The following is a 22,347-nucleotide window of genomic DNA, read 5'->3' as shown; positions in this document are numbered from 1 at the left end:
CTCCCTCTCCCGTCTAAATTGAATAGTTATATTCTGGTGTAATTCGTTTCAGGAATTGTTGGGTACGCTCCTCTTTGGGGTGGTTAAAAATGGCGTCTGGTGTGCCCTCCTCGATAATATGACCGCCATCCATAAATACCACATGGTTAGAAACATCGCGCGCAAAGCCCATTTCATGTGTCACGACAATCATGGTTATGCCTTCCTTCGCAATCTTACGGATCACCGACAGCACCTCACCCACCAGTTCAGGGTCCAGCGCCGAAGTCGGCTCGTCGAATAAAATCACCTCCGGGTTCAGCGCCAAAGCACGCGCTATGCCGACACGCTGCTGCTGCCCACCGGATAGCTGGCTTGGATAATGATTCAGTTTTTCGCCAAGGCCAACCTTTTCCAGCACTTCAATACTGATTTTTTTCGCTTCCTCCTGCTTAAACTTGCGGACAACGACAAGTCCCTCCATGACATTTTCCAGCGCGGTTTTATGCTTGAACAAATTATATTGCTGGAAGACCATAGCCGTCTTTTTACGCAAGGCCACAACATCCTTCTTCGCAGGTCGCTTGCAATTCACGGTAAAATCTCCAATGCTGACTTCTCCGTCATTCGGCTTTTCCAGATAATTAATGCAGCGTAGCAAGGTTGTTTTTCCTGAACCGCTTGGTCCTAAAATAACGACGACCTCGCCTTTGTTCACGGTCAAATCAATGCCTTTGAGCACTTCATGTTTGCCGAACGACTTTGTAATATTTTGCAGACGGATCATGATGCTCGACCTCCATTAAATACATTGATTTTTTTCTCCACCAAGCCGGATATTCGCTCAATCAATACCGTCAATCCCCAAAATAGCAGGGCTGCCGCAATATACACCTCTAAATATCTCCAGTTTGTGGATGCCAGAATTTCAGCCTGAGCCTGTATTTCTGTGACCGAAACGGTGAAGGCCAAGGTAGAACCATGCAGCATCCCAATAACAGAATTCGTCAGGTTCGGCAAACTCACCACGAATGCCTGCGGAAATACAATGCGTCTCAATACTTGCCATGTCGTCATACCAACCGCATAAGCCGCCTCAATCTGCCCCTTGTTAACCGACTGGATTCCAGAACGGACGACCTCAGACATATAGGCGCCACTGGTAATGGAGAACGAAATGAGTGCAAATACCATATAAGGAACGTCTTTGGATTGCAGTGACCATCCGAAATGCTTCGCTCCTGCATCAATCAACAAAGGCAAACTGAAATAAATAAGCAGCAGATGCATCAGCATCGGTGTACCTCGGATAAAAGTAACGTAACCGTGAGAGATCTGGGACAGCACAGGAACGTTATAAATTCGTGCCAACGCCGTTATAATCCCAATGACCAACCCTGCCAGCACGGAAACCACTGTAATGATTAAAGTGTTGGGCAACGCGGAGAACAATCCTAAAAAGGCGGTGTATACAAATCCAAAGTCCAGACTCATATGCCTTTACCTCCTTTACTCAGACGAGGACTTCTCAGGTAACGCACCACAAAACCTTTTCGTTTGGCGGGCTCTTTCTGTACTGAATCTCTATGCTCATGCCGGAGAAGTGTATTTTCCAGCACCTTGAATAATTTTTGTACAATTAGACTGATCACTAGATAGATAAGGGACAACGCGATATACGTTTCCACAAAATGCTGGGTAGCCGAACCCAATGTTTGCGATTTTCCTGTCATCTCCATCGCACCGATCGTAAACGCCAGCGAAGTATCCTTCAGATTGCCAATGACCAGATTGGAAAATACCGGAACCACTACAGCCAACGCTTGCGGCAAGATGATACGTGTAAAAGTTTGATAGCCTGACATGCCGACTGACTGTGCAGCCTCGATTTGTCCCCGATCTACAGCACCTACGCCAGACCTGATAATTTCGGAAATAAAGGCTCCACTATTGAGCGCGTAGGTCGCTACGGCAAACCACAACACATCCCATCTGGAGGAATTGATATCCACCAGCTTTAGTAGCTCTGGCAGGCCGTAATACACGAGAAACAATTGAATTAGAATCGGGGTCCCACGGAAAAAGGAAACATACACCTGAGAAACACGTTTGAGAAATGGAATGTTATACATGCGAGGCAGCGCAACCAACAGACCAATGATCAGTCCCAACACAAGCGAGCTTGCCACAATAAACAAGGTGATGTGCAAATAGGACAGCATTTTCGGGATAAAGCTAAAAACATAATCAATATTGAACTCTCTGCTCATATGCCTGCCTCCTTTCTATACATCAGCGGTCAGAATACATAAAGTACCCTGACCGCTGAAATGTCCAAGTCTATCCTTACTTCTTACTGCTGGTACTCTCTTTTTTCACATCCTCCAGGGACTTCGTGAAGTCCTCTCCAAGCCATTTAATGCTCAGCTTCGACAGCGTACCGTCGTCCTTCACTTCCTGAATGGCTTTGTCCAGGTCATCCGCCAATCCTTGCTCATTTTTGTTCAGTACATATAGTACATCTGATTGAGTTAAAGGATCACCAACGGTTTTCAGAGCTACTTCTCCTTTTTCATCGGTGTTAAAACGGTTCGCAAAGTCTGTCGTAACGGTAGCATCTATACGGCCGCTCGTAATTTGTTGCACCGTATCATTGGCTGCACCACTCGTATACACGATATTCAGAGCATCTCCGTGGGTTTTGTTATATTCTTTCAGCACATACGCCGCATTACTGGTTGGACTGGTAAGTACCTTTTTCCCTTTCAAATCATCAATGGAATGAATGCTATTATTATCCTTCGCTACAGCTACTCTGTTTAGAAAAATGCTATACGGATTTTTGTTGAACAGATACTTGGCTTCGCGTTCCGGGTTTTTTTCCATTTGATGCGATACCAGATCAATCTTGCCGGCATCGAGACTGAGCAGCAAATTTCCAAAATCCATCGTTTTGAATTCAAACTCGTATTGAGGTAGGCGCTTGTCCAGCTCCTTAATCAGCTCAACATCAAAGCCTGTTAAATTTCCGTTTTCGTCAATAAAGCATACATTTTTAAATTGAGTGCCTGTGCCTACAATAATTTTCTTCACGTCTCCGCTTGAACCTGACGCACTAGACGTGTCATCTGAGGAGCCGCAGCCTGCCAACACCAGAATGATTGCCATAATAGACAATATTGCAAACCACTTTTTCATATGAATCCCCCTCATCTCTTTGCATATCAGCAGTTTGCGACATACATGGTAGCTATAACATTTAATAATTAATAATTCCTATAAACTTAATTGGTTTTAAGATGTGATTAATTTAACACCTGTAATCCAATACGTCAATCCACCAACCTATAGGACTTTTCTATAACAAAACAGCCTCCCTGAAGCCTTCTGTCAGTGCATCTGCAAAATCGGAGGACACTGCGCAGTCTTCTTTGGTTGCGATTATGCTAATCTGCATAGATACCCCAGCCACCTCCGGAATATGAACACGGAACAGCTTCTGATCCTTCACTTCACGGTTCACACAGACATCCGGCAAAAAGGCAATGCCCGCTTCTTGCAATACCAGCTTTTTGGCCGTGACCACATTGTCTACCTGAAAAGCAATATCCGGTGGCTGCTCCAGTGATTCAAAAGATCGATGAATCCTCATCCAATCTAATGAGCCGCATTCAAAAAATACCAGGGTTTCACGCTGGATATCCTGTATGCTGGCCTTTCCTGTCTTCGTAAACGGGTGGCCTTCATATACATACAGGGAAATCGGATCTTCATAAAAGGCAAGCGTACGAATAGCCGGATGCATCACTTTACGGACAAAACTAATGTCTACCTCACGGTTCAACAGCTTATGTAGCAGTTGATCCGTCGTAGCGGTCACAATTTTGTAGTTAACCTCCGGATAGCGAGCACGAAGCTGTTTTAGTATTTCAGGAATGATATAGTTCGACACCGATATCGTGCAGCCAATTCGAATTTGCTGAGGGGCTTTCTTGCGCTGTTGAAGCTTTTGCTTCCCTTTTTGCAGCACTTGCAGCATCTGCTCCGCATAAGGAAGGAACTTTCGTCCATCCTCCGTCAGAATCGTTTGTTTGCTTTGGCGGTCGAACAACTTACACTCAAGCTCGCGTTCCAGCGTCTGAATCCGGGCTGTGACAGAGGGCTGTGACAAGAACAATGCTTCTGCCGCCTTGTTAAAGCTTCCATAATGATTCACGTATACAAAGGCTTCAATATTCTCGATATTCATACGCAAGTCCCCCAGTAAGTTTTATATACATTTATCCAATGAGTTAACTTGGTTTTTTGTATCATAAAACTCACTGAACGACCTGTCAATGGAAATATTGAAAATATCAAAATATCTATAACTTCAATAGCTCATTGAGCTCTTTAACAGAACGTTCCAATCGTACAATCAACTCTTCGGACAACCCATATGCTCCACCCGGCAGGCGCTCGACCCACTGATCCACTGCATACACCCCACCAAGAATATGTCTTCCCCCCAATGCGCTCAGAACCGGCTTCAGGGCATAGTCAATAACCAGCAGATGGGCGAGTGTACCGCCGATAAATAAAGGCAAGACAGGTTTCCCTCTCAGTCCCTCCTGCGGAACCAGATCCAGAAATATTTTCAATAGCCCTGAATAGGCCGCTTTATATACTGGCGAAGCCACAATGACGGCATCCGCTGCTGCAATCAACGCAAGCGCTGCTGTGACGTCGGGACTATTAAAGTTAGCTTTGATCAAATCCTCAGCGGGCAAGTCGACCACATTCAGTAATGTAACCTCCGCTCCAGCCTCTCGTAACTGCTCAGTTGTATAGTGAATCAAACCGTATAAACGGGATTGTGTAGACGGACTGCCCGATAGGATGACAACCTTGGACATCTCATTCCCTCCTTCTGTTATGCGTCAACTTTCACTTTGGATCTGGCTGCTGTATAACGATTCTCAGGAATAGGCACACCCAGGTTTTCACGCAGTGTGTTAAATTCATAATCCTGACGATAAATGCCACGCTCCTGCAAAATAGGCACAACTAGATTTACGAAATCATGCAGGCCTGTTGGCACATCGGAACCGATAATGAATCCGTCTGCCCCTTTTCTTTCAAACCACTCTTGCACTCGATCTGCCACCTGCTCAGCAGTTCCGATAAAAGAGGTTCTCGGCGTAGCTGAACGCAACGCAACCTCACGCAACGTCAAATTCTGCTCTTTGGCTGTTCGTTTGATTTTATCTGTACCGCTGCGGAATGAATTACTGCCAATACCATCAAGCTCAGGGAATGGCTCATCCAGCGGATATTGTGAGAAATCGTGATGATCGAAGAAACGCCCCAAATATTTTAACGCAGCCTCAATCGTTACTAAATTGGTAATCTCCTCATACTTACGTTCCGCTTCCTCTGGCGTGCTGCCAATAATCGGCGAAATGCCCGGCAAAATGACAATATCCTCTTCCGCTCTGCCATAGCGTACTGCACGTTCCTTCACATCACGGTAAAACTGCTGTGCTTCCTCCAATGTTTCATGTCCTGTAAATACGGCATCCGCTTCCTTGGCAGCCAGGTTTTTGCCATCTTCTGAGGAACCTGCCTGGAAAATAACCGGCTGTCCCTGCTTGGATCGTCCAATGTTTAGCGGACCCTGCACAGAGAAAAACTCACCTTTGTGGTTCAGTGTATGCAGCTTGTCGGGATCAAAGAATACGCCGGCTTCCTTATCACGAACGAACGCATCCTCTTCCCACGAGTCCCACAGTCCTTTGGTAACTTGCAAGTATTCATCGGCAATTTTATAGCGTTGTGGATGCGATGGATGCTCACCTTTGTTAAAGTTAAGAGCAGAACCTTCCAGCGGGGAAGTCACCACATTCCAGCCTGCACGACCTCCGCTAATATGATCAATGGAAGAAAACTGGCGTGCTACCGTGAACGGTTCGCTATAGGAAGTCGACAATGTGCCAACTAATCCGATATGCTTCGTCACCCCAGCCAAAGCAGACAAAATCGTAATTGGCTCAAAACGGTTCAGAAAGTGAGGAATGGATTTTTCGTTAATAAACAGACCGTCTGCAATAAATACGAGATCAAACTTCCCTTCCTCTGCCTTTTGTGCCTGCGTTTTATAAAAATCAAAATTAACACTTGCATCCGCAGGTACATCAGGGTGACGCCAAGTCGTCATGCTTCCCCCAACACCGTGAATAATCGCACCCAATTTAATTTGTCTATTCTTAGCCATGACGCTTCCACCTCTCTTGAATATAATTGTTATACCGCTTGATTATAACTTTCCAGCACTTTACCCAGCTCTTCCAGATCCGGGTTAAGAAGTGCTTCATATTTGTTATCTCCACCTATCTCTACGACAGGAACATAACGAATACCATATTTGGTCTCCAACACATCACGCAGTGCATCATTTCCGTCCACCTGGATATTTTCATACGGCTGATTTTGGGATTCCAGGTACGATTTGATCTCTCCACAAAAATGACAGCCGGTTTTGCTCCACACTACAACTTTAGGTTTGGACGACATATACATACCTCCGTGAGTTTAATGTTTATAATCCCGATGAATTAAATGAGAATTATATCTATAATGTATCCTGCTCCCTCTTTTCCGTCAATCGCTTGTGTAATAGACAATGGTAATTGAACGATAGAAAATTTTAATTTTATATTGTATTTAATCGGTTTGGTGACAGCCTGTATATTTAAATTTAGATAAATTGGAGTTTAAATGGGACTTGGCGCGGATATCCTTGGAATAGTAGCGCCCTTGTGGCGAAATGAAATGAGGTTGAACAAATGCAGGAATGGACCATTGTAGCTTTACGTACGTTATTAGCCATCGTTATTCTTTTTGTGATTACCAAGATTCTCGGAAAACGTCAGGTATCACAGCTTTCCTTGTTCGAATATATAACCGGGATCACCATCGGTAACTTGGCTGCTTCTATCCCTTTGGAACGCGAATCCTCCTGGTACTTGGGTACCGTATCGTTAGCCGTATGGGTACTGACAACACTATGCATTGAATTTTTGCAAATTAAAAGCAAGAAAGTCAGGGATTTATCAGATGGAAAGACGACAGTTCTAATCAAAGACGGCAAAATTTTAGAGGATAATCTGAGAAAGGAACGACTTACCCTAGATGAATTGATGGAGCAGCTACGAAGTAAGAATGTGTTCAAAGTAGCTGATGTAGAATTTGCTCTTATGGAAACTAGTGGCGAAGTCAACGTGCTGTTAACCAAAGACAAGCAGCCTGTGACGCTTAAGGATCTGAATATGCTGCAATTACCGGAGAAGGAACCCACAGCTGTCATTATGGACGGACAACTCATGGAACAACAAATGGCATATATGGGGATTACTCAGCAATGGCTGGATGCCAAGCTAAAGGAAAAGAGTTTGACGGTCAAAGATGTGTTTTTTGCCCAGGTGGACACGCAAGGAGAACTATATATTGACCAATATAGTGATAATGTACAACAGTCCAAGGTACAAGACTCTAATCAAGCTGTACTGACTCTTTTGGAACAATGCACTACAGAACTGCAAAAGCTAGCATCTGGTTCCAGTGAGCAGCAAAGAAAACAGCTATACGAGCAATGCTCACAAAGTTTGAAAGAAGCTATTCAAGAGATGAAACCGATAAATACATCTAATTCCTGACACATACGAATGGCCCGTAAAAATAAACTCCAGAAACACCCCTGCTTTCTATCAAATTTGCTGAAATAAACATAGCGACGTAAAGGTTCTGATGTTCGAAGAAAATAAAGTTGTAGACTGGAGTTGCTGATTTTACGCGATTGTCCACTTCAAAGGTCGTCAGCTTTTGAGAAATATGTTTTAGACTGATCCGACAAATGCAACAGCGGCAGATAAGGACGCGAAAGTAAAATCCTAGACTGGCCGCTGTTGTGGTCAACATTCAGCTATCGCGTCCCGTTAGCCTAATAATTCTGCAGTTTGCAAGAAAGCGTCCAGCCGCTCCTTTTGAAGAAGATGATGACGGTAATGCATCTCCACCATCGTGAACCATTCGACCGCGTTTAACGCGCCGAAGGCTACGGCCGGATGAGTCGCCTTTCGCTGCAGCCGCTCTGGGTCTATGTTCTGTAGCGACGCCCCAATCTCATGCATGCGGCGCCTTGCTTCCTCCAGCTTGGCGACAAGCTGCTCCTTGCTCTCTGGCTGAGGAGGCGTATGTTGCAAGTCGGCAGGTACCTGAATGCGAACCGGTGGGAAACTCCCTTGCTCAAACACGGCATGGCCGGCCTCCGTCTTCCCGCCGCCCTCCTCGCTGCCGCCACCGAGCGCCATGCACTGCTCCGCAAGACGGAGCTGCAAGTTCAGCGTGGAATGGGGCAGATGCAGGTACATTTGCCCAAGCGACCATTCGTTCTCGCTTGGCTTGCGGCACAGTTCCGCCAGACTATACTTGTCCAGCTCCCGAACATAATGCTTCGAAATCTCGTCGAACCTTACCAAATTATCCTTAATCCCTATGTTCTTGTTCATCAAGATCATCTCCTCGAATACTGAATTACTCTCATCATATGAGAGGGCTCAAGAATAAAGCATATTTGTAGCTTATATCTTTTATACTTTATTTTCCAGTCTAAAACTATATTTTCTAATTGCACCGGCCGCCGTCGCCAGTGCGCCAGTCTATAACTTTATTGATCTCAGTCTTGTTCTTTATTGTTTAGTCTAAAACATTATTATTCGCTAACATCTGACTCTTTCCTAAACGTCATACACTTAGCCAATGGATTTGGAAAATGAAAAATCAAGAAGACGTTTCCAGATGTATCAGAAACGTCTTCTTGATTTTTTTACAGATTAATATGACCCAACAAGGTAAGGAGTCCCATATTTCTTCTTAAATCATTCTCCCAAATGAACTCGTAAGCTGTTGTTTAGTAGTACCAGCCATGCTATAGGTAATTGTACCGAGCGCTTGTAGTCTAAACCCACCATTGTATAAATCATGATGAACTTCTTTCGCCTGTGTCGAACCTATATCAACGCTTGCATAACCAGTGTCAGCAATAGCCCGGTTAATCACCACTATTTCCGCTCATTTCATGGTTGCTGTTCCCCTTTACTGTTTCCTCTTGCAGAGGCAGCAATACTGTAAACGCCGTTCCTTCCCCCACCTTGCTGGACACAGAAATAGAGCCGCTATGCATCTCCGTTATTTTATGGGCGATGGAAAGTCCCAAGCCGCTACCTCCTGCGGTTCGGGTTCGTGACTTGTCTGCTTTATAAAATCGTTCGAAAATGCGCTGTTGATCCTGTTCATTGATACCCGGTCCTGTATCAGTAATGCAGACAATTGCCTGATTACCATTACTTGAAAGAGAAACAGATATGCTTCCACCCTGTGGGGTGAATTTAATAGCATTGTGAAGGAGATTCACCCACACCTGGCCCATTAGATCCTCGTCCGCGTTGACCTCAACGTTATGGGTGTCCACAATCATGTCAATTTGTTTAGCCTCCCATTGCGGTTCGCAGGCGAGGATAAGCGAGATCAGTTGCTTGTTCAGCCGATAAGAGGACGGATGAAACGGATGCCGCTCCGAATCCAGCACCGCCAGCTTCATCAGATTATCGCTTAGCTTGGATAGACGAATACACTCTGTCTCAATAATCGTCAAATATCGGTCCCGCTGCTCCCGATCCAGATTATCGTCCTTGAGCGCCTTAGCAAAACCAATGATTGAGGTCAGGGGCGAGCCAATTTCATGGGATACGTTTGAAATAAACGCCTCCCGCAGTTCTTCCATGACCTTCAGATTTGCCGCCATATCATTAATGCTGTCCACCAGCTGTACATAAGGATGTTTCCTATCATGGTTTCCGTTTCTCGTACCAAAGTTCCATCCCAGATTTATGTGAAAATCCCCTTCTGAAATTCGCTTTAAAGCATCGATCATTTCGGTAAAAAAATGCTGTTCTCTAGGCTGGATAAAGCGCCTCACAGTCATACTAATTATACCGAAAAAGAAAAAGCCAAGTGTCGCGTTAATAAGATAGACGAACAATTCATGCGGAGTCCATGACAAGCGTGAATAGATCACCGCTGTAATAAAATACGCAGCAGTCCAGCTAAGATACAGCACCAATAACACGAGCATGAATCTTGCAAGGATACGAAGGAACCCCGGTTCCCGCTTCATTGCCTTATCTCCAGCCGATACCCCAATCCCCGGATCGTACGGATCGCAAAGGATTGGGTTGCCTCCGGAAATCGTTCCCGAAGGCGCTTGATATGCACATCAACCGTTCTTTCGTCTCCCTCGTAATCATAACCCCAGATCTGTTCGATCAAATGGTCGCGTGTAAAGGTTTTGCCAGGATAGCTGGCCAGCTTGAAGAGCAGTTCAAATTCCTTGCGTGGCAGGGTAATTCCCTGCTCTCCAGCCTGACACTCAAATGTATCGCTGCGCAGGACAAGATCTCCGACAGTCACCGATTTTGAAGCCATGATCCGATAGCGTTTTAGTAAAGCCTTTACGCGTGCAACAAGCACCATAGGATCGAAGGGCTTAACAAGATAATCGTCCGTTCCAAGCGCGAAGCCTTTTACAATCTGTGACGTCTCGCCTTTGGCAGTAAGCATCAGCAGCGGCAGGTCGGTCTGCTCGCGCAGCTTACGGCACAGCTCCCATCCATCCATCCCTGGCATCATGATATCGAGGACAAGCAAATCGACCTTAGTTTCATCAAACAAGCGCATAGCGTCCAAACCATCCACCGCCTCGACGACTTCCAGACCTTCCAGTCTCAGAAAGTGTCCGACGAGTTCACGAATATGCGGGTCATCATCAACCACTAATACACGTGTCATTTTAACCCCCTAACTACAGACTAACTCTGCCTTGAATCTCTCATCCTCGTCAAGAGTTCCCCTTCCTATGCTTTACGCATATAAGCACGAACTGTAAGCGGGGCAAAGATCGCCACAATAACTGCCGCCCCAAGCAAAGAGATCGCCAGTTCTCCGCCAATCATCCCCGTATTCGCAAGCTCTCTAACCGCGTTCACAAGATGTGAAATCGGGTTGACGTTCACAAACCACTGTAGCCAGCCAGGCATAGTATCTACAGGCACAAATGCGTTGGAAATAAAGGTAAGTGGAAACAGAACAATCATGGAGATACCCTGTACACTTGAGGCCGTGCGGGCAATCACGCCAAAGAAGGCGAATATCCAGCTGACCGCCCAGGAACACACGATGACCAGAAGTGCAGCGATCGCAACACTCAGCAGTCCTCCCTCTGGTTGATACCCCAAAATATACCCCATGGCAAAGGTAAGTACAGTCGCAATAGTATAACGAAGACTGTCGGCCAGCAGAGCTCCAGCCAAAGGGGCAATACGTGCGATCGGAAGTGACTTGAACCTGTCGAACACTCCCTTGTCCATATCCTCCCGCAGTTGCACACCGGTAACGACGGAGGTCGAGATGACTGTTTGGACGAGGATGCCTGGAATGATGACCGGTAGATAATGCTGCACGTCTCCTGAGATAGCCCCGCCAAAGATATAGGTAAACATAAGAGTAAAAATAATCGGCTGGAGCGTGACATCAAACAACTGCTCAGGAGTATGCCTGATCTTCAGAATGCCCCGGTAGGCCATCGTCATGGAGTTGGCGAACGCCTGTTTGAAACTCACAGACTTTTTCAAGGTGCGATGAGAATCTGTCATAGCAGTAGCGTTTTTCATGCTCTCACCCCCTCTACGGCATGTGCTTCATGGGCCGTCTGCTGCTCATTTACTTGTACGCCTTGGCCAGTGATGGACAGAAACACCTGGTCAAGCGTTGGCTTTTGCACACTCATCTCTGCCAGGTGAATTTCTCCGGCACGGAGAGCAATCAGCAGGTCCGTCACCCGATCGGCATTAGCCATCGGAGAAATAATTTTTCCAGCCTCCACCGACACGCTGGACTTGACTGAAAGCACTTGTTCAACGATTCGAGCAGCCCTTCCGATATCCTGTTGATTTTGCACTCTGAGTTGCAGAGTTGACGACCCCACTGCCGCTTTCAGTTCATCTACCGTCCCCTCGGCGACTACCCGACCATGATCGATCACCGCAATTCGATCAGCAAGCTGATCCGCCTCATCGAGATACTGGGTCGTGAGCAATACGGTGGAACCCGTCTTCACCAGACGCCGGATCGTGTCCCACATCTGAACACGCGTGCGCGGGTCCAGTCCGGTAGTCGGCTCATCCAGAAAGATTAGTGGCGGCTTGGCAATAAGACTTGCGGCCAAATCCAGTCGGCGGCGCATGCCTCCGGAGAAATGCTTTAACGGTCGCTTGGCTGCTTCAGACAATCCAAATTCCTCTAGCAGCTCCGCTGCCTTATGACGTGCCTCAGCACGTTCCAGTCCGAGCAGCCTGGAGAAAATAATCAGATTCTCGGTAGCACTAAGCGACTCATCGACCGATGCGTACTGACCCGTTACGCCAATTAATTGACGAACAACCTGCGGTTCCTTTACTGCATCGTGTCCAAAAATAAGCGCCGATCCCCCATCAGGTCGCAATAACGTTGACAGCATTCGGATGGTCGTCGTCTTACCTGCCCCATTGGGACCAAGCACTCCGTAGATCGTGCCGGCACGCACATTTAGATCGACACCATGTACCGCATACTTATCACCAAAAGTTTTAACTAGTCCTCTTGCTTCAATGGCCAGGGTTTCTTTTTTGTCTGTATAATCCACTTTCATTTCCTCCCTACAACAATTTCTATAGAGAGAATAATCCACTTTTATGAACTGAATATGAACAGACCTTTTACTTAATTATTTACACTGTAAAAAAATAATCTCGTTCTACCTTGCTCACTCTTAAACCGAATGCTTTATACCAATCAGACTTCCCTTTCTCCTGTGCTAGCTTGTGTAGCTCGTTATCCTTCCAATGTTTTATAGCGTCCAAGGACTCCCAATAGGACACGGTGATGCCCACTCCGTTTTGGTCACGAACACTTTCCACACCTAGAAATCCAGGCTGCTTGGCAGCCAGTTCCACCATTTTGTCCCCCATCTTTCCGTATCCGCCATCCCCTTCCGTACGTTCAGAAGTAAAAATAGCTGCATAATAAGGGGGCTGTGGTGTTTTTGCAATTGAACTCATAGGTACCTCCCAGAAATTAATGGTTAATCGGCATTTTCTCAAGTTCGATTATAACTACAAAGCTGAGATAAAAAAAATGAATATATATGATACTATGTATGAATATATTTCATTCTATGTTGGAGGACACATGAATTTGTTTAAATATAAGGTCTTTCTTAGCGTAATAGAAGCAGGAAGCTTTACCAAAGCAGGAGCACTTCTCAATCTTACACAATCCGCTATTAGCCATGCCGTTTCTGCTTTGGAGCATGAATTGGGCCTAACTCTTTTAATTAGAGGACGTTCAGGCATCCAATTGACTAGCAACGGAGAACGTCTGATGAAGCATTTCAGAGAAATCATCCAAATGAATGAAAAGCTGTATCAAGAGGTCGCCCTCATCAAAGGACTGGAGACCGGAACTGTAAAGATAGGTACATTCTCAAGTGTATCCATCCATTGGTTGCCTGGGATCATCCAAAAGTTTAACGAGCAGTTCCCACTTATTGAACTAAAATTGCTCGACGGGAACTACCATGACATAGAGCATTGGATAGCCAGCGGAGAAGCTGATTTTGGCTTCGTTAATCTGCCTACACTCGATGGACTGGAAGTATTACCGTTAAAAAAAGAAAGAATGCTGTGCGTACTTCCGTCTAATCATGTGCTTCGGGAGCAGACAAGCATACGTGTGGATCAGCTTCTCAATGAACCCTTCATTATGCCGGCTTCAGGCTGTGATACAGATGTACAGAGAATTTTTTCCCAGCATAAGCTTGTTCCGAAAATCAAATATGAATTAGAAGATGATCATGCCATTATGGCTATGGTGCAAAATGGCCTGGGCGTAAGTATCCTTCCCGAAATGATTTTAGTCCAAAACCCTTATGACATTTGTATTCGGCCCTTGGATGGACGATATTCCCGTTCCGTTGGAATCGCTACTGTCTCCTTAAAGAACATGGCTCCAGCCGCCAAAAAGTGTATGGACTTTATTACTGAATGGATCAACTAGCTTCTTCCTGTTGGCCAAGGCAACGGATTCTCAAAGCTGGACCAGTCCATATCCATTTCGCTATCGTTCAGCAGACATTCATCTAGCTCTTCTTCCAAGTTCAGCCGATTCATTCCGATACCGATCATAACGATTTCGTTCATGCGGTCGCCCCACTGCTCATCCCAATGGTCCAGAGCCTCAGGGTTGCCCGCGATGATTTCCTGCCGTTCTTCTTCTGGCAACGCCGCAAGCCAACTTCCCGCTGGACCAAATTGAATAGATGGCCCTGCCTGGCTGATGCTCGCCGCCCAATCCTGAGGGGCTGCAATCCAGACCAAGCCTTTGGCGCGAACGATTTCCTCCGGCCAGTAGCTCATAAATTCTGCCAATCTTGCAGGATGAAACGGTCTTCTACGCCGATAAACAAAAGAGTTGATTCCATATTCGTCCGTCTCCGGTGTGTGGCTTTCCAGCTCCAGCTCGCGAATCCATCCAGCGGATTGACTAGCTTTGTCAAAGTTGAACAGCCCGGTATTTAAAATGTCCGAAGGCGCGACCTTTCCCTTGGAAGTGCGAATGATTCGGGCTTCAGGTTGCAATCTCCGCAGCACACCCTCCAGCTTGTCCAGCTCTGCGGGCTGAACCAGATCGCACTTATTCAGAATCAATACGTCACAAATTTCAATCTGGTCAATTAGCAAGTCCGAGATATCACGTGTGTCATCTTCTCCAGTAGCCTGCTTACGATCCAGCAGCGTTTCTCCTGATTCAAAGTCATGCCAGAAACGGTTCGCATCCACTACAGTCACCATACAATCCAGTTTTGCCAGCGAAGCTAAATTAATGCCCGTTCCTTCATCGGCGTAGGTAAAGGTTTGAGCGATGGGGACGGGTTCACTGATGCCCGTAGATTCAATTAATATATAATCAAATTCGCCTTGTTCCGCTAGCTTCTTGACCTCAAGCAATAAATCTTCACGTAATGTACAGCAAATACAACCATTAGACAACTCGACCAGTTTTTCTTCTGTTCTGGACAAGCCGCCCTCTTTTTTAACCAGCTCGGCATCTATATTTACTTCACTCATGTCATTGACAATGACTGCTACTTTCATTCCGTCTCGATTGTTTAAAACATGATTCAAAATCGTCGTTTTTCCTGCACCCAAATACCCGCTCAACACGGTTACCGGGATTGGTTTCTTATTCATTGCTGGTGCACTCCCTTTAATATTGGTTTATCGATATATTTAATCGTAATTATTACTATTAAATCAGCATTCAGAAATATACAGTATTCCTTTTGCTTTGTCAACTGTAAAGAAACTCTTGAAATGAATGATCTAAAGTAATTAATATGAGAAATAACGATAATACTTAAAGAATTAGGAGAATGCTATGCGCTCAATCTGGTTAGGTGTGTTAGCGGCTTTCTTTTTTGCTTTTACATTTGTTCTCAACCGGTCTATGGAACTGTTTGTTTTATTTTATGCTCCGTTATGCTTCGCATCCGCATATTCACCGGGGTGGTTGATCGCAGGGACTTGGCAAATAACCATTATTTCCGGTTCTTTGCTTGTTCCTTTATTTGCTGAGGTTGTCCAAATGGAGAACGGCCCTGTCAAAGTACGAGGAAAATCCCCATCCAAGGATTGTTCATGTCTGGTTATTTTAATCGGAATTATTGTGATGCAGGTCGAGCAGTCGCAATCTATTTGTACTCAAGATTTTTTATTCGGTATGTTGCCTGTAATTCTGGCCTCTTTCGCCTATCCATTAGGTAATCGCATTTCGTTATATGAGATGTTCAGCGCAGGAATGCCAAGAAGAATCAGACCATACAGTCTGCTCTGGTGACCGTATTCTTAGGGGTAATTGCTACTGTCTTATTTTTGCAAAGCTACAAATCAGGTACGTGCAAATATGCAAAAGCTGGCCACAGTAGAAGTTACACATGCTAAAAAACTTTAGGTAACTTCAGGCATTAGAAAAAGACCGCAAAAAATAGATACGGTCTTTTTAAATCTTTTGAATTGAACAATCTTACTTTTCTACATTTTTTTTGAATTCTATCATAAAGTCTTTTGGATCTGATTCTACATTATAAGGGAATACACCTTGTTTCGTATGCAAATAAAGAACACCATAACCCTTCCCGATACTTTTAAACGATATATCATATACCTCATTGAGAGCAAACTCCCGGTACGCTGATATAATTTTAGTTGTATACAAGTGTAAAACTCGACGATGGATAACTGTTTCCTGTTTTAACGGAGTTACGATTCTTTCCACCTTGTAATACGGCTGGACGGAAATGATATTGTGCACATGATCCCTCCACATTTAGCATCAATCCAGACAGACATGACGCAATCCTGCACTATGGTTTTGAAGATGTATTTTGTTCCAATACCGGCGCCAGATCATCCTGAACACTGTTCTCCCATAAAGGGACTCCTGAACGGTAGGCAGCTCTTCCATTTAGATGCCCGGCTACGGGAGAAGTGATAAAGACAAACACAATGGCAAGCAGTAATTTGATGCTGACCACGTCTACATAAAACAAAAAATAAAGAAAGGCTCCTGTTAATACACAAAGCACGCCAAGCGTTGCACTTTTGGTTGCGGCGTGAGAACGTAAATAAACATCTGGTAGCCGAATCAACCCAAATGCGCTCAATCCACAGAACAGAGCGCCGAACAAAACAAGGATCGCAGTAAACAACTCACCGATCAAGTTCATCACCCCCAGTGTCTATGACGGCATCTCTTTCTATATATCTCGCCAACGCCGTTGTTCCTATAAATGTCAGGATTCCTATAACAAGAACAATTTCAATAAAATCTTGTGTCCTCAGTTGCATACAAATCACAGCAATCATAGCTAGCAGATTTATACCTATCGTGTCCAGCGCGGCTACCTTATCTGGACGGGTTGGTCCTTTAATCAAACGGTATAAGCAACCTAATATGGCTAAGGAGAGAATAGCTAGTGATGCAGTCATAAGTGCCAGAACTATCACTGTGTCACCTCCATGATCGCTTTTTCAAAGGTCCCTCTAATTTGCTCAGAAAGCAGTGTCGCGTCCTGTATGTCCATGGCATGAATATACAGCATTTGACCTTCTCCGGATATTTCCAGAGTGAGCGTTCCTGGTGTCAGACAAATGAGGCACGATAAAATAGTGACCTCCCAATCTGATTTTAAAGCAGTCTCATAGGCAAAAATGCCTGGGCGGATCGTCAGCTTCGGGCGGAGAATATGATGGATAACCGCAAAGCTAGAAACGATCAGCTCCCGCATAAACAGAAGTAGCAGCTTCAGGATGGCCCATATGCGCTTCAAGTAGAAAGGTTCTGGACGGAACTTACGCAAAACAAGCAATATGGCTATCCCTAACAGAATGCCCATGGTGAACCGCGACCCTGACCAGTCGTTGTTAAGCAGCATCCACAGCAATGCAATCAGCAGATTTAATAATATTTGAAAGACCATCTTCATCTACTCCTTTATTACAGCTTCGATGTATAGCGTGGGATGAGCCAGCACATCACCAGCTTGTGCAACATAGGAATAGACCCAATCCGCCCCGATGCCCATCAATATAACCAGGACGAGCAAACCGGCCGCCACAGTACTCACACTTTTTAGCTTTATCTTCGGCAAGTTGCCTTCGGGTTCATTCCCCCAAAATGCAAGCCTGAATACTTTGATCAGCGAGTACAGCACAAGGAAACTCGATCCTAGCCCAATCAAGGATAATGTCAGCATTCCAGCATCCAATCCGCCCCGAGTGATCAACACTTTACCGGCAAACCCGCTAAGCGGTGGAATACCTACAAGTGCAAGGGCGAGTGTAAAAAACATCCAGCCGATTAAAGGATAGCGTTTGATGAGGCCCCCCATATCTTTTAATTGATCCGTTCCCGCTGCAGTGATAATGATACCCCCAAGAACAAACATTAATCCTTTTGCCAACATATCGTGTAGCAAATAGAAAACCGCCCCATTCAATGCATCTGGTGTCGCTGCAGCCAGACCGAAGGCCACAAAGCCTACACTGATAATGACGTTGTAATTAAAGATACGAGGAATATCGTTATAAGCCACCGCTCCCAGTCCTCCCAGAATCATCGTGGCCGCTGCCATCCAAGCGACCCACGTATGCGTGAGTCCGGGATCATTGACAAAAATAAGAGTAAAGGTCCGAATGATTGCATACAGTCCCACTTTTGTCAGTAACGCACCGAACAAGGCCCTTACAGCAGACGGTGGCGCACTGTAAGAACCCGGCAGCCAGAAAAAGAGAAATAATCCCGCTTTCAATGAGAACACAATCAGGAACAGAACAGCGATCACATTGAGTACGCCTACCTGCCCCGCTTCAGCAACTCGCTGAGACAAATGAGCCATATTCAGGGTGCCGACAGCCGCATATAGATAAGCAACTGCTGCCACAAAAAGTGTGGATGACACAATGTTAATAAGCAAATATTTGGAGGTTTCCCGAAGCTGGAGCTTCGTTCCTCCCAGTGAAATCAAGGCATAGGAGGAAATCAGCATAACCTCGAAGAAAACGAACAAATTGAACATATCTCCTGTAAGAAAAGATCCGTAGACACCTACAAGCAAGAAATGAAAAAAGGTGTAGTAATAAAAACGCTCCCGTTCTGCATCAATACTGCGGAAGGAGTAGATAAGAATACCCAAGCTTACCACCGAAGCGGTTAGCACAAGCAGAGCCGCAAACATGTCCCCCACGAACACAATGCCATACGGCGGCGCCCATCCCCCCATTTGCAAAGTTTGTATACCTCCGCTATGAATGCGGTAAATCAGCACAAGAGCAATCATAATATTCAAAATGGCGCTAACTGTACTAATGAACCGCTGAAGCAGAATCCTCTCCTTCATAAAAATCAATATAACAGCGGTACACAAGGGAATTAAAATCGGTAGTGCCAAGAGATTGCTCATCGTTCTTCCCCCTTAACACTGTCGATTTCATCGGTGCCCAACGTCTGATATGAACGGTAAGCAAGCACGAAGAAAAAGGCAGTGACTCCAAAACTGATGACGATAGAGGTCAGAATTAACGCCTGCGGTAAAGGGTCCACATAAGTCTTCGCTTTACCTCCTAATACTGGAGCAGCTCCCGTCTTTAGTCCGGCCATCGTCAAGAGCAGCAAATGAACGCCATGAGTTAGCAAGGAAGTCCCCAAAACAATGCGCAGAAGGCTCTTAGATAAAATCAGGTACACCCCAATTGTAAATAAAATACCTACAGCTACAACCATAATCAGTTCCATTTCACTCATCCCCCCCTATGGTAAAAATAATACTCATGGTCACACCTACTACAGCCAGGTATACCCCCAGATCAAAGAGGACTGCTGTAGCCAGCTCGGTATCACCCATAATAGGCAGATCAAAGTGCCCAAAGGAATGGCTGAGAAAAGGGGCTTCGAAAACAAACGAGCCAGCCGCAGTCAGAATTGCAATGAGCAGCCCTACCGCTGTGATCATGCGGTAATTCACTGGAAGGACTTTACGAACCGTGTCCATCCCGAAGGAGATCGCCATCAAAATAAGCGCTGCTGAAGTCATCAGGGCTCCAATGAAGCCACCTCCCGGATTATTGTGTCCGGCAAAGAACAAATACATCGAGAAAGTGAGAATCACGATTATGATAACCTTGGACATAGTTCGCAAGATCACATCATTACTCCGGAGCGGAAAAGCCATTCTTCCCCCCTTCTTATTTTTGTTGGCGGGTGTAATGCCAGGCTCCACTTGCAAGTTAATCAAGGCATAAATGCTAAGGGATGCAATAGCGAGAACCATAATTTCAAATAGAGTGTCGAATCCCCGGAAGTCAACGAGAATGACATTGACTACGTTTTTCCCTCCGGCCAAGGAATAGCTTTCTTTAAGGAAAAACTCCGAAATAGGAGCGAATGGACTACTGCCCATTGCTGCCAGCCCAATGAATGTCATCGTCATTCCTACACCTGCAGCGATAATCAAATTCGGCAATCTAAAGCTCAGACGCTCCTTCTCCTTTTTTAACTTCGGAAGATACTTAAAGCACAGAAGGAACAGAATGACAGATACTGTTTCCACAATCATTTGTGTTAATGCAAGATCAGGTGCGCGGAAGATAACAAACAGCAGAGTCACCATGTACCCGACTGCACCAGTAAATAAAATCGCGTTGACCCGCGACTTAGCAAAGGGTACGGCCAACGCTGCTAGAAGCATTACAACAACAATGACAGCCTCATAGAAACCTAACGGAGCATAGTGGCTCATACCCAGCGATATTCCTTGGGTGCCAATCATCGCACTTCCTAAGGCAATGACGAAAAAGCCAAATATATAAAGCAAATAATGTCTGTTTGATCCCGTCATGTAGAGATTTGTGAAGCGGTTTGATCCACGTTCCAGCACTTGAAGAGATCCATCGTACATGAGATTAAGAAAATTGCTACCGTTCCGTTCCCGATCCAGAATCCGCAATCGGCTGTGTCTTCTATAGAGAAGTGTCCCGACAGCGATAACACCCAGTGTCATGAATATCTCAGGTGTCCAACCATGCCAGAAATGAATGGAGACACCGAAGGTTTCCATTGGCGACAATAGCTCGTTATAGATCGAGCCCATAGCCGGCTCAATCAGAGAATAAGACAAGAGATCAGGAAATAAGCCGAATACCACAGCGAGTGAAACCAGCAGGACAGGGGAAATCAACAGACCCAGCGGTGCTTCATGCGGTATTTTATCGAGCTTCTCCGGCTGGAGATTACCAGTAAAAGTTTTAAAGACCAAAATCATACTATAAACAAAGGTAAATACACTGGCAATCCATGCAATCACCGGAATTAGAATCATCCACGACTGTGTATTCAGAACATCCAACTCCCGAATATTCAACACAGCGGTAAAGAACATTTCTTTACTCAGAAAACCGCTGAATGGTGGTAACCCTGCCATCGAGAAAGCCCCCATCAACGCCACAGAAAAGGTGACTGGCATTAGGGATATTAAACCGCCGAGCTTGCGCAGATCCCGAGTGTTCACCTCGTGGTCGACAATACCAACCACCATAAATAGAGAGCCTTTAAAGACGGCATGGTTGATCAGGTGAAAGATGGCCGCCGCAGTAGCCGTCGTATAGAATAACGACTCCTCTGTATCGGAAAAAAAGGCAGAAGCCGATCCCAGCCCGAGCAAACACATTATCAGACCAAGCTGACTAATAGTGGAATAGGCAAGCAGAGCTTTAAGATCTGTTTGTTTAATCGCTTTAAACGATCCATAAAAAAGCGTGACCAGACCTGAAAGTGTAACCAACCAGAACCATTCGGACTGTCCAGCGAATACGGGGCTAAGACGCGCCACAAGGTATAACCCCGCCTTAACCATTGTAGCTGAATGCAGATAAGCACTGACAGGTGTCGGCGCCTCCATGGCATCGGGCAACCAGATGTGATAAGGAAATTGTGCAGACTTAGTAAACGCCCCCAGTAGAATCAGCAGCATCGCCGGAATAAACAACGGGGACTCAGTCAATAAGCTGACTTGGGCTATAATCTCTCGAATGCTGTATGTTCCACTCATTACGTAGAGTAGATTGAACCCCGCGAACATCGCCAGCCCGCCAAAGACAGTAATTAGCATCGACTTCAGAGCTCCATAACGTGATCTCTCCCGTCGGTGCCAAAAGGCGATCAGCAGAAATGATGTAATACTGGTTAACTCCCAGAATCCATATAGAACCATCAAATTGTCAGACAAAACGACACCAAGCATTGCTCCCATAAACATGAGCAAATAGATGTAGAAATGGCGAATCGCTTCCGTCCGCTTATTAAGATAATAAATGGAATACAAAATCACCAACGCACCCATTCCCGTAATCAGCAGAGCAAATAGCAGGCTCAGTCCATCCAGATGCAACGTAATATTAATCCCAAGTGAAGGCATCCAAGATATAGTTGATATCGTATCATTTCCAGCCTGAATGTCCGATATCCTTGTCAGGAAGTACAGAAAAAGAGCTATGGGTACGGGCAAGACTATCCAACCTGTATGACAGCGCGAAACGCCCTTGGTCAACGGGATTAGGACAGCCAGCATGAATGGAATCAAAATTGCAGCATGCAACACAATCGAGCACTCCCCCTATATAAGTT

Annotated in this window: 23 protein-coding genes and 1 pseudogene; 3 read left to right on the top strand and 21 right to left on the bottom strand. The window is 45.5% G+C overall.

Annotation, left to right across the window (positions count from 1 at the left end):
* Nucleotides 1-13: 13 nt before the first annotated feature.
* The 8 genes from KSP24_RS12245 to KSP24_RS12210 form a co-directional block, all read right to left on the bottom strand.
* Nucleotides 14-766 (bottom strand): amino acid ABC transporter ATP-binding protein, encoded by a 753-nt coding sequence (locus KSP24_RS12245; RefSeq protein WP_216975221.1) that lies wholly within the window; start codon nucleotides 764-766, stop codon nucleotides 14-16.
* The gene (locus tag KSP24_RS12240; protein ID WP_216975220.1) at nucleotides 763-1,473 is read right to left on the bottom strand and encodes an amino acid ABC transporter permease; all 711 of its coding nucleotides are present in this window, start codon (nucleotides 1,471-1,473) and stop codon (nucleotides 763-765) included. The genes KSP24_RS12245 and KSP24_RS12240 overlap by 4 nt, the downstream gene beginning before the upstream one ends.
* Nucleotides 1,470-2,249 (bottom strand): amino acid ABC transporter permease, encoded by a 780-nt coding sequence (locus tag KSP24_RS12235; RefSeq protein ID WP_019687081.1) that lies wholly within the window; start codon nucleotides 2,247-2,249, stop codon nucleotides 1,470-1,472. Before KSP24_RS12235 ends, KSP24_RS12240 begins: the two co-directional genes overlap by 4 nt.
* Nucleotides 2,250-2,325: 76 nt before the next feature.
* Entirely contained in the window at nucleotides 2,326-3,177 is an 852-nt protein-coding gene (locus KSP24_RS12230; RefSeq protein ID WP_216975219.1) for a transporter substrate-binding domain-containing protein, read from the bottom strand.
* Nucleotides 3,178-3,337: 160 nt separating this feature from the next.
* Complete coding sequence (locus tag KSP24_RS12225; protein ID WP_216975218.1) at nucleotides 3,338-4,228, bottom strand: LysR family transcriptional regulator; 891 nt, start codon at nucleotides 4,226-4,228, stop codon at nucleotides 3,338-3,340.
* Between the two features lie 115 nt (nucleotides 4,229-4,343).
* Nucleotides 4,344-4,874 carry an NADPH-dependent FMN reductase gene (ssuE, locus tag KSP24_RS12220; RefSeq protein WP_013370897.1) on the bottom strand — a complete coding sequence of 177 codons (531 nt, stop codon included), beginning with the start codon at nucleotides 4,872-4,874 and terminating at the stop codon, nucleotides 4,344-4,346.
* Nucleotides 4,875-4,891: 17 nt separating this feature from the next.
* Nucleotides 4,892-6,232 (bottom strand): LLM class flavin-dependent oxidoreductase, encoded by a 1,341-nt coding sequence (locus tag KSP24_RS12215; protein ID WP_216975217.1) that lies wholly within the window; start codon nucleotides 6,230-6,232, stop codon nucleotides 4,892-4,894.
* Nucleotides 6,233-6,261: 29 nt separating this feature from the next.
* Nucleotides 6,262-6,531: a glutaredoxin family protein gene (locus tag KSP24_RS12210; protein ID WP_013370895.1), complete on the bottom strand. Its 270-nt coding sequence runs from the start codon at nucleotides 6,529-6,531 to the stop codon at nucleotides 6,262-6,264.
* A 272-nt stretch (nucleotides 6,532-6,803) separates the two neighbouring features.
* On the opposite strand from KSP24_RS12210, the gene KSP24_RS12205 reads away from it, so the two are divergent.
* A complete protein-coding gene (locus tag KSP24_RS12205; protein ID WP_025679071.1) occupies nucleotides 6,804-7,673 on the top strand; it encodes a DUF421 domain-containing protein in 870 nt (289 codons plus the stop codon).
* 279 nt (nucleotides 7,674-7,952) lie between these two features.
* Here KSP24_RS12205 and KSP24_RS12200 read toward each other — a convergent pair whose 3' ends face one another.
* The 6 genes from KSP24_RS12200 to KSP24_RS12175 all read right to left on the bottom strand — a co-directional run bounded on the left by KSP24_RS12200 (nucleotide 7,953) and on the right by KSP24_RS12175 (nucleotide 13,169).
* A complete protein-coding gene (locus KSP24_RS12200; RefSeq protein WP_216975216.1) occupies nucleotides 7,953-8,525 on the bottom strand; it encodes a DinB family protein in 573 nt (190 codons plus the stop codon).
* Between the two features lie 542 nt (nucleotides 8,526-9,067).
* A complete protein-coding gene (locus KSP24_RS12195) occupies nucleotides 9,068-10,192 on the bottom strand; it encodes a sensor histidine kinase (protein ID WP_216975215.1) in 1,125 nt (374 codons plus the stop codon).
* Entirely contained in the window at nucleotides 10,189-10,863 is a 675-nt protein-coding gene (locus KSP24_RS12190; RefSeq protein WP_025679065.1) for a response regulator transcription factor, read from the bottom strand. The genes KSP24_RS12195 and KSP24_RS12190 overlap by 4 nt, the downstream gene beginning before the upstream one ends.
* Nucleotides 10,864-10,928: 65 nt before the next feature.
* Nucleotides 10,929-11,744, bottom strand: coding sequence for an ABC transporter permease (locus KSP24_RS12185; RefSeq protein WP_025679063.1), 816 nt, complete (start codon nucleotides 11,742-11,744; stop codon nucleotides 10,929-10,931).
* Nucleotides 11,741-12,760 (bottom strand): daunorubicin resistance protein DrrA family ABC transporter ATP-binding protein, encoded by a 1,020-nt coding sequence (locus KSP24_RS12180; protein WP_025679061.1) that lies wholly within the window; start codon nucleotides 12,758-12,760, stop codon nucleotides 11,741-11,743. Before KSP24_RS12180 ends, KSP24_RS12185 begins: the two co-directional genes overlap by 4 nt.
* A 79-nt stretch (nucleotides 12,761-12,839) precedes the next feature.
* Nucleotides 12,840-13,169: an antibiotic biosynthesis monooxygenase family protein gene (locus tag KSP24_RS12175; RefSeq protein WP_013370888.1), complete on the bottom strand. Its 330-nt coding sequence runs from the start codon at nucleotides 13,167-13,169 to the stop codon at nucleotides 12,840-12,842.
* A 130-nt stretch (nucleotides 13,170-13,299) separates the two neighbouring features.
* On the opposite strand from KSP24_RS12175, the gene KSP24_RS12170 reads away from it, so the two are divergent.
* The gene (locus tag KSP24_RS12170) at nucleotides 13,300-14,166 is read left to right on the top strand and encodes a LysR family transcriptional regulator (protein WP_013370887.1); all 867 of its coding nucleotides are present in this window, start codon (nucleotides 13,300-13,302) and stop codon (nucleotides 14,164-14,166) included.
* On the opposite strand, the gene KSP24_RS12165 is transcribed toward KSP24_RS12170, so the two are convergent.
* Complete coding sequence (locus tag KSP24_RS12165; protein WP_216975214.1) at nucleotides 14,163-15,359, bottom strand: GTP-binding protein; 1,197 nt, start codon at nucleotides 15,357-15,359, stop codon at nucleotides 14,163-14,165. The two genes, KSP24_RS12170 and KSP24_RS12165, sit on opposite strands and share 4 nt — an antisense overlap.
* Before the next feature lie 187 nt (nucleotides 15,360-15,546).
* On the opposite strand from KSP24_RS12165, the pseudogene KSP24_RS12160 reads away from it, so the two are divergent.
* Nucleotides 15,547-16,107, top strand: a pseudogene (locus tag KSP24_RS12160) (multidrug resistance efflux transporter family protein); the annotation flags it as partial.
* Nucleotides 16,108-16,531: 424 nt separating this feature from the next.
* On the opposite strand, the gene mnhG reads toward KSP24_RS12160, so the two are convergent.
* The 6 genes from mnhG to KSP24_RS12130 are packed head-to-tail and all read right to left on the bottom strand — an operon-like array spanning nucleotide 16,532 to nucleotide 22,321.
* Nucleotides 16,532-16,894, bottom strand: a complete 363-nt coding sequence (gene mnhG, locus KSP24_RS12155) for a monovalent cation/H(+) antiporter subunit G (RefSeq protein WP_040101481.1) — start codon at nucleotides 16,892-16,894, stop codon at nucleotides 16,532-16,534.
* The gene (locus tag KSP24_RS12150) at nucleotides 16,878-17,171 is read right to left on the bottom strand and encodes a Na(+)/H(+) antiporter subunit F1 (protein WP_216975247.1); all 294 of its coding nucleotides are present in this window, start codon (nucleotides 17,169-17,171) and stop codon (nucleotides 16,878-16,880) included. Before KSP24_RS12150 ends, mnhG begins: the two co-directional genes overlap by 17 nt.
* Nucleotides 17,171-17,647 carry a Na+/H+ antiporter subunit E gene (locus KSP24_RS12145; RefSeq protein ID WP_216975213.1) on the bottom strand — a complete coding sequence of 159 codons (477 nt, stop codon included), beginning with the start codon at nucleotides 17,645-17,647 and terminating at the stop codon, nucleotides 17,171-17,173. The genes KSP24_RS12150 and KSP24_RS12145 overlap by 1 nt, the downstream gene beginning before the upstream one ends.
* A gap of 6 nt (nucleotides 17,648-17,653) precedes the next feature.
* On the bottom strand, nucleotides 17,654-19,129 hold the full coding sequence (locus tag KSP24_RS12140; RefSeq protein ID WP_216975212.1) for a Na+/H+ antiporter subunit D: 1,476 nt from the start codon (nucleotides 19,127-19,129) through the stop codon (nucleotides 17,654-17,656).
* The gene (locus tag KSP24_RS12135) at nucleotides 19,126-19,461 is read right to left on the bottom strand and encodes a Na(+)/H(+) antiporter subunit C (RefSeq protein ID WP_216975211.1); all 336 of its coding nucleotides are present in this window, start codon (nucleotides 19,459-19,461) and stop codon (nucleotides 19,126-19,128) included. Before KSP24_RS12135 ends, KSP24_RS12140 begins: the two co-directional genes overlap by 4 nt.
* Nucleotide 19,462: 1 nt before the next feature.
* Nucleotides 19,463-22,321: a Na+/H+ antiporter subunit A gene (locus KSP24_RS12130; protein ID WP_216975210.1), complete on the bottom strand. Its 2,859-nt coding sequence runs from the start codon at nucleotides 22,319-22,321 to the stop codon at nucleotides 19,463-19,465.
* Nucleotides 22,322-22,347 lie beyond the last annotated feature (26 nt).

It is taken from the genome of Paenibacillus sp. AK121 (genome assembly GCF_019042715.1).
Taxonomy (GTDB): Bacteria; Bacillota; Bacilli; order Paenibacillales; family Paenibacillaceae; genus Paenibacillus; species Paenibacillus polymyxa_C.
Note: the sequence above shows the minus strand (reverse complement) of the source record. Positions and strands in the feature narration are given on the sequence as shown.

Excerpts from the sequence above, each read along its gene's own strand:
- KSP24_RS12235 (WP_019687081.1), bottom strand. The coding sequence starts at position 2,249 with ATGAGCAGAGAGTTCAATATTGATTATGTTTTTAGCTTTATCCCGAAA.
- KSP24_RS12165 (WP_216975214.1), bottom strand. The coding sequence starts at position 15,359 with ATGAATAAGAAACCAATCCCGGTAACCGTGTTGAGCGGGTATTTGGGT.
- KSP24_RS12215 (WP_216975217.1), bottom strand. The coding sequence starts at position 6,232 with ATGGCTAAGAATAGACAAATTAAATTGGGTGCGATTATTCACGGTGTT.
- KSP24_RS12230 (WP_216975219.1), bottom strand. The coding sequence starts at position 3,177 with ATGAAAAAGTGGTTTGCAATATTGTCTATTATGGCAATCATTCTGGTG.
- KSP24_RS12210 (WP_013370895.1), bottom strand. The coding sequence starts at position 6,531 with ATGTCGTCCAAACCTAAAGTTGTAGTGTGGAGCAAAACCGGCTGTCAT.
- mnhG (WP_040101481.1), bottom strand. The coding sequence starts at position 16,894 with ATGAACTTGATCGGTGAGTTGTTTACTGCGATCCTTGTTTTGTTCGGC.
- KSP24_RS12135 (WP_216975211.1), bottom strand. The coding sequence starts at position 19,461 with ATGGAACTGATTATGGTTGTAGCTGTAGGTATTTTATTTACAATTGGG.
- KSP24_RS12205 (WP_025679071.1), top strand. The coding sequence starts at position 6,804 with ATGCAGGAATGGACCATTGTAGCTTTACGTACGTTATTAGCCATCGTT.
- KSP24_RS12200 (WP_216975216.1), bottom strand. The coding sequence starts at position 8,525 with ATGAACAAGAACATAGGGATTAAGGATAATTTGGTAAGGTTCGACGAG.
- KSP24_RS12170 (WP_013370887.1), top strand. The coding sequence starts at position 13,300 with ATGAATTTGTTTAAATATAAGGTCTTTCTTAGCGTAATAGAAGCAGGA.
- KSP24_RS12190 (WP_025679065.1), bottom strand. The coding sequence starts at position 10,863 with ATGACACGTGTATTAGTGGTTGATGATGACCCGCATATTCGTGAACTC.
- KSP24_RS12240 (WP_216975220.1), bottom strand. The coding sequence starts at position 1,473 with ATGAGTCTGGACTTTGGATTTGTATACACCGCCTTTTTAGGATTGTTC.
- KSP24_RS12195 (WP_216975215.1), bottom strand. The coding sequence starts at position 10,192 with ATGAAGCGGGAACCGGGGTTCCTTCGTATCCTTGCAAGATTCATGCTC.
- KSP24_RS12225 (WP_216975218.1), bottom strand. The coding sequence starts at position 4,228 with ATGAATATCGAGAATATTGAAGCCTTTGTATACGTGAATCATTATGGA.
- KSP24_RS12245 (WP_216975221.1), bottom strand. The coding sequence starts at position 766 with ATGATCCGTCTGCAAAATATTACAAAGTCGTTCGGCAAACATGAAGTG.
- KSP24_RS12140 (WP_216975212.1), bottom strand. The coding sequence starts at position 19,129 with ATGAGCAATCTCTTGGCACTACCGATTTTAATTCCCTTGTGTACCGCT.
- KSP24_RS12185 (WP_025679063.1), bottom strand. The coding sequence starts at position 11,744 with ATGAAAAACGCTACTGCTATGACAGATTCTCATCGCACCTTGAAAAAG.
- KSP24_RS12180 (WP_025679061.1), bottom strand. The coding sequence starts at position 12,760 with ATGAAAGTGGATTATACAGACAAAAAAGAAACCCTGGCCATTGAAGCA.
- ssuE (WP_013370897.1), bottom strand. The coding sequence starts at position 4,874 with ATGTCCAAGGTTGTCATCCTATCGGGCAGTCCGTCTACACAATCCCGT.
- KSP24_RS12145 (WP_216975213.1), bottom strand. The coding sequence starts at position 17,647 with ATGGTCTTTCAAATATTATTAAATCTGCTGATTGCATTGCTGTGGATG.
- KSP24_RS12175 (WP_013370888.1), bottom strand. The coding sequence starts at position 13,169 with ATGAGTTCAATTGCAAAAACACCACAGCCCCCTTATTATGCAGCTATT.